The organism is Chitinivibrionales bacterium, from assembly GCA_014728215.1.
Classification (GTDB): domain Bacteria; phylum Fibrobacterota; class Chitinivibrionia; order Chitinivibrionales; family WJKA01; genus WJKA01.
Genome location: WJLZ01000218.1, coordinates 1 through 4,761, shown reverse-complemented (window position 1 = coordinate 4,761; position 4,761 = coordinate 1). Strand labels below are relative to the sequence as shown.

The following is a 4,761-nucleotide window of genomic DNA, read 5'->3' as shown; positions in this document are numbered from 1 at the left end:
TCAGATTCTCCCTGTCACCTGTTTTTCCTCAATAAAAACTAATAGGCACTTAATTCATTTCTATCATGCATTGATAATTTTATATACTGATCCTATTACAAATGCCGGCCCCGTCCTTGAAACAAGGGAAAGGGCCGGCACGCTATTTACAGCGGCAGGGAAATCAGCCAACACCAGGAGGGGCTTATGAAAACAGTCGACATTTCACTGCGCGAGTATTCAGTTCATGAGCTATTAAAACTGGCTCGCAGAGAGGTTGTGCAAATCAAAACAAAAAATGGGGAAACATTTATAATCAGCACCCCCGCCGACCTGGACACCGAAGTCCAGCTTCTGCGAAAAAACAACAGCTATTCCTATCTGATCCAAGGAATGAATGATGAACAGATAGAATCGCTTTTTGGCGAAGAGGAGAGTGCGGGGTTTTTGCAGTTGTAAGGCTATTGGATCCTTTCGAGGAAGTAGTCTTTTGTTTACCGATACAAAATAAATCATGGAATCAAATTCTTTTTTTAATTACGGCAATTTATTGCCCGTCGAATAATCCTTTTATAACAGAAGCCTAATAGTAGTCAAACATTGAAGCATTGATTCCGACCGCTTATAAAGCCGGACAAATAGTGGTAAAGATGAAATTACATAATCCTTATCGAACTCTAATAATATTTAATCATTTTATAGGTCATGTTTATGCATGACTCGCTTTTGTGAGCGGGTTATATAATAGGAGACGGTAAACGCACCGCCCGTTATCCTGCGCCTTAAAATTATACCGGTACAGATGGAGGTAATGTGACACACAACAGCCGTCGGGTGTTATCGGAATTGTTTAAAATCAGCGACATTATCGCCATATTTGCCTGTTTTTTTATTTCATTGATGAGTTCTCTTTATGAAGGAGACTTTATACATAGAGGAAGAATACTGGCGTCCGAGATCAAGCTTTATGATGTTTTGTGGATATTTTCACTTTTATTGTTATGGCGCTTTATCTTTGCTTTGTTCGGCCTTTACGACAGCAAGCGATTAACATCATTGCGGAGTGAAATATTTGATGTATTGAAAGCGACAGCGATCTGCATGGCGGCTTATTATTTTATCACCCTTCTCTTCAGAAGACCACCTTCCGGCCTGAAATTCATAGGCATTTTCTGGATCATCACATCGGCAGCAATGATAGCAATGCGTTTTATCCTTAGATCAATCCTGAAAAGCATCCGCCTTCAAAAAAGAAACCTTCGTCATCTGCTGATTATCGGTACAAATCAACGGGCGATTGGGTTTGCAGCAAAAATTGAAAAGAAACCCGAACTTGGTTATCATCTCCAAGGCTTTGTCGATAATGAATGGGATGGTACCGAGCGATGCCGGAAAGCCGGTTATGAGATTAAATGTAATCTGGAAGAGGTTTTTGAATATATCCGCCATCATGTTGTCGATGAAATATTTATTGCACTTCCGGTCAATTCATTTTACAAATGGATCAACCGTTTTCTGGTTGCCTGCGAAGAGCAGGGTATAGTCATTCACTACACCCCTTATTTCTTTGACCGTCAGAAATCGAGAATCGAAACCGATATCATCGACGATACCGAAATAATCCGCCACTATACAGGAAGCATGAAAGGCCTTCGGGTCTACCTGAAGCGGCTTTTTGATGTTAGTGCATCCCTGTTTTTTCTGGCACTTTCATTCCCTCTTTTACTGCTCATTGCTATTATTATTAAAGTAACATCCCAGGGCCCGGTCTTCTTTGTGCAGCGCCGGCTTGGGTTGAACAAACGGATTTTTAAAATGTATAAATTCCGGACCATGGTTCCCAATGCCGAGCAGATTCAGAAGGAATTGGAAACTAAAAATGAAGCAAAGGGACCTGTTTTTAAAATCAGGAACGACCCTCGAATAACGCCGATCGGAAGGTTTCTGAGAAAAACCAGTCTCGATGAACTTCCGCAGCTAATCAACGTATTTATGGGCGACATGAGTCTTGTCGGTCCCCGGCCATTGCCGGTTAGAGACTACAACGGTTTCGAAAACGACCGCTTTCGCCGCAGGATGAGTGTCCCACCCGGTATTACCTGTATCTGGCAAGCCAACGGAAGGCATAATATTCCTTTTGATCAATGGATGGAAATGGATCTGGATTATATCGATAACTGGTCCCTGGGTCTCGATATGCGGATTATCTGCAAAACCGTGCAGAGCGTCCTCCAGGGAACCGGCGCATCCTGAGTTAATTTCTTTATTATATCCCGCCAGAGTTAATGTGACTGTACTTTATGCACTTCATATCGACAATCTTCTTCCTGAGAATACTTTTTATCCTCTTCTCGACACACTCAGTACCAGGGTGCAGGCCGGAATTATGCGTTTCAAAAAAGAGACGGATCGTCATAGGAGCCTTCTTGGCAAACTCCTGCTGAAATGGACCTTGCGCAAGGTTTATGGGATCCAAGCCATGCCCGAGTTGACTTATAACCAGTACAAGCGCCCCTATTTGAAAGAATTCCCATCGATAGATTTCAATATCAGCCATTCCGGAGGCTGGGTGGTATGCGGTGTGACGGATAATGGTCAAATTGGTGTCGATGTGCAACAAATGCGTCCGATAAACCTTGAAATAGCCCGGCGTTTTTTTGCCCCTCGGGAAGCCAATTTCATTGAAAACAGCGTACCTGAATATCAGCTTGATTACTTTTATCGATTCTGGACGTTGAAAGAAGCCTATATCAAGGCCGAGGGGAAAGGAATGCATATGCCGCTGGATTCCTTTTATTTCGATCTCTATATGGGTTTGGCTCCGGAAATACGATTAAGTTCAAATGGAAAGATCGAAGGCTGGAAATTCATTCTGCATGAACCGGCAAAGGATTATAAGCTCGCTGTCTGCGTCTCAACAAATGCATTTAACTACAACTTGATCAAGATTAATATGGACAGGTTGACTGAAGCATATCTATAAAATCTGAAGGAAAGTGTGTCATGAAATTAGCACGATTCTAACATTCCTTCAACGTATGCTTAATACCGTTGATTTAATTTAAATTGTTTCACCAATTATGCACTTTGAAACTCATACCTGCTATCTATAGATATATCTAATGGTTAGCAGTGCTTTCATATATGATTTAATACTCTTTCAGTCGATTTGATGTTGTAGCGCAGGAATACACAATGAATAACAATGCAGATATTTTGCCTGAGTTTTCAATGCCCCTTGTTTTCATGTTCTCGGGACAGGGGTCTCACCACTTTCATATGGCACAAAATCTGTATCAGGAGCATGAGGGATTCAGAAAGCACCTTCAAAATCTGGACATCCTGGCATTAAAATATCTGAATTGTTCGATCATTGAAAAGATCTATGACTCCAATTTAAAAAAGGACATTCCCTTTACGGATATTCATTTTTCTCATCCTGCCCTCTTTTCAATTCAATGCGCATTAGCCAAGTCAATAATGGATTGCGGGATTACTCCGGACATGGTACTTGGATACAGCATAGGGGAATTTGTCGCTTCAGTAATTGCCGGCGTTTTGACGGTAGAAAGCGGTTTTTTCTTAGTATGCAAACAGGCTGAACTGATTGAAAGATATTGTCCACAGGGAGCAATGACAGCTATACTGGAAACCCCGGATTTGTATTATACCTTGCCGATATTTCAAGAAAAAGTGGACCTGGCGGGAATAAATTATAGCCGGCATTTTGTTGTATCGGGCGGAATCCGGCCAATAGAGCACATAGGCGCTTTTTGTCTGCAAAATCAAATCGATTTTCAAGATTTGCCTGTTACCTTTGCTTTTCATTCTGACATGATGGATCCTGCGTATGATGAGTTTATTCGGTTCTCATCAGCAATTAATTTTGCCGGTCCGAAAATTCGAATGATTTCAGGACTTGACGGTTTGGTAACAAGCTTGGTGAATGCGTATTATTTATGGAATGCAACCAGAAAAGCCGTTTTTTTTAATCACGTAATCCGACGTCTTGAACAGCAAGGCCCGAACCTCTATCTTGATCTGGGCCCCTCGGGAACATTGGCTACATTTATCAAATATAATCTGGATAAATGCTCTCAATCCAGATATTGTTCTTTAATTAATGAGTTTAGTTTGGGCATGGATATTTGCACTATCAATCAAAGGCAACTGAAAACAGCCAATTTTTGCTAAGAATGAAGTTCATGATAGTAAGGCGGAGACAATGAATGCGTGGGTGTTTGCAGGACAGGGTTCGCAGAAAAGGGGAATGGGATCCGACCTTTTCGATAAATATGAGGGGCTTGTCGAAAAAGCCGATTCGATCCTTGGATATTCTATCAAAGAACTGTGTCTTAAGAATCCCGATAATCGTCTTATCAGAACTGAATACACGCAACCGGCGCTGTTTTTCGTCAACACATTGCTGTATCTTGAAAAAATTGCAAAGGAGAAGAAGCCCGATTTCCTCGCCGGTCACAGCCTTGGTGAATATAATGCGCTCTTTGCTGCAGGAGTTTTTGATATCGAGACAAGCCTCCGTATAGTCAAAAAGAGAGGCGAACTGATGGCTGAAGCGCAAAATGGCGGAATGGCGGCTGTCATAGGAATAAAGAGCGATGCACTACACGCAATCCTGAAGCAGAATAACCTCGGTTCCATCGATATAGCTAATTATAACTCATGCTTCCAAACCGTCATATCAGGACCTGCAGAGGACATACACAATGCATCAGCCATATTCGAAAACGCCGGAGCTCGCTATATACCACTTGCAGTCAG

The 4,761-nt window shown here is 41.9% G+C and carries 5 protein-coding genes; all 5 read left to right on the top strand.

The genetic code is table 11. The features are described from left to right. The first annotated feature begins 186 nt into the window (after positions 1-186). Complete coding sequence (locus tag GF401_20305) at positions 187-438, top strand: hypothetical protein (protein ID MBD3347405.1); 252 nt, start codon at positions 187-189, stop codon at positions 436-438. A 354-nt stretch (positions 439-792) separates the two neighbouring features. Beyond that, positions 793-2,232, top strand: coding sequence for an exopolysaccharide biosynthesis polyprenyl glycosylphosphotransferase (locus GF401_20300; protein MBD3347404.1), 1,440 nt, complete (start codon positions 793-795; stop codon positions 2,230-2,232). 133 nt (positions 2,233-2,365) lie between these two features. Beyond that, on the top strand, positions 2,366-2,962 hold the full coding sequence (locus GF401_20295; GenBank protein ID MBD3347403.1) for a 4'-phosphopantetheinyl transferase superfamily protein: 597 nt from the start codon (positions 2,366-2,368) through the stop codon (positions 2,960-2,962). Positions 2,963-3,174: 212 nt separating this feature from the next. After that, positions 3,175-4,173, top strand: a complete 999-nt coding sequence (locus tag GF401_20290; GenBank protein ID MBD3347402.1) for an acyltransferase domain-containing protein — start codon at positions 3,175-3,177, stop codon at positions 4,171-4,173. Between the two features lie 31 nt (positions 4,174-4,204). Beyond that, positions 4,205-4,761: acyltransferase domain-containing protein (locus tag GF401_20285; GenBank protein ID MBD3347401.1), on the top strand; the 557-nt coding region annotated here is incomplete at its 3' end.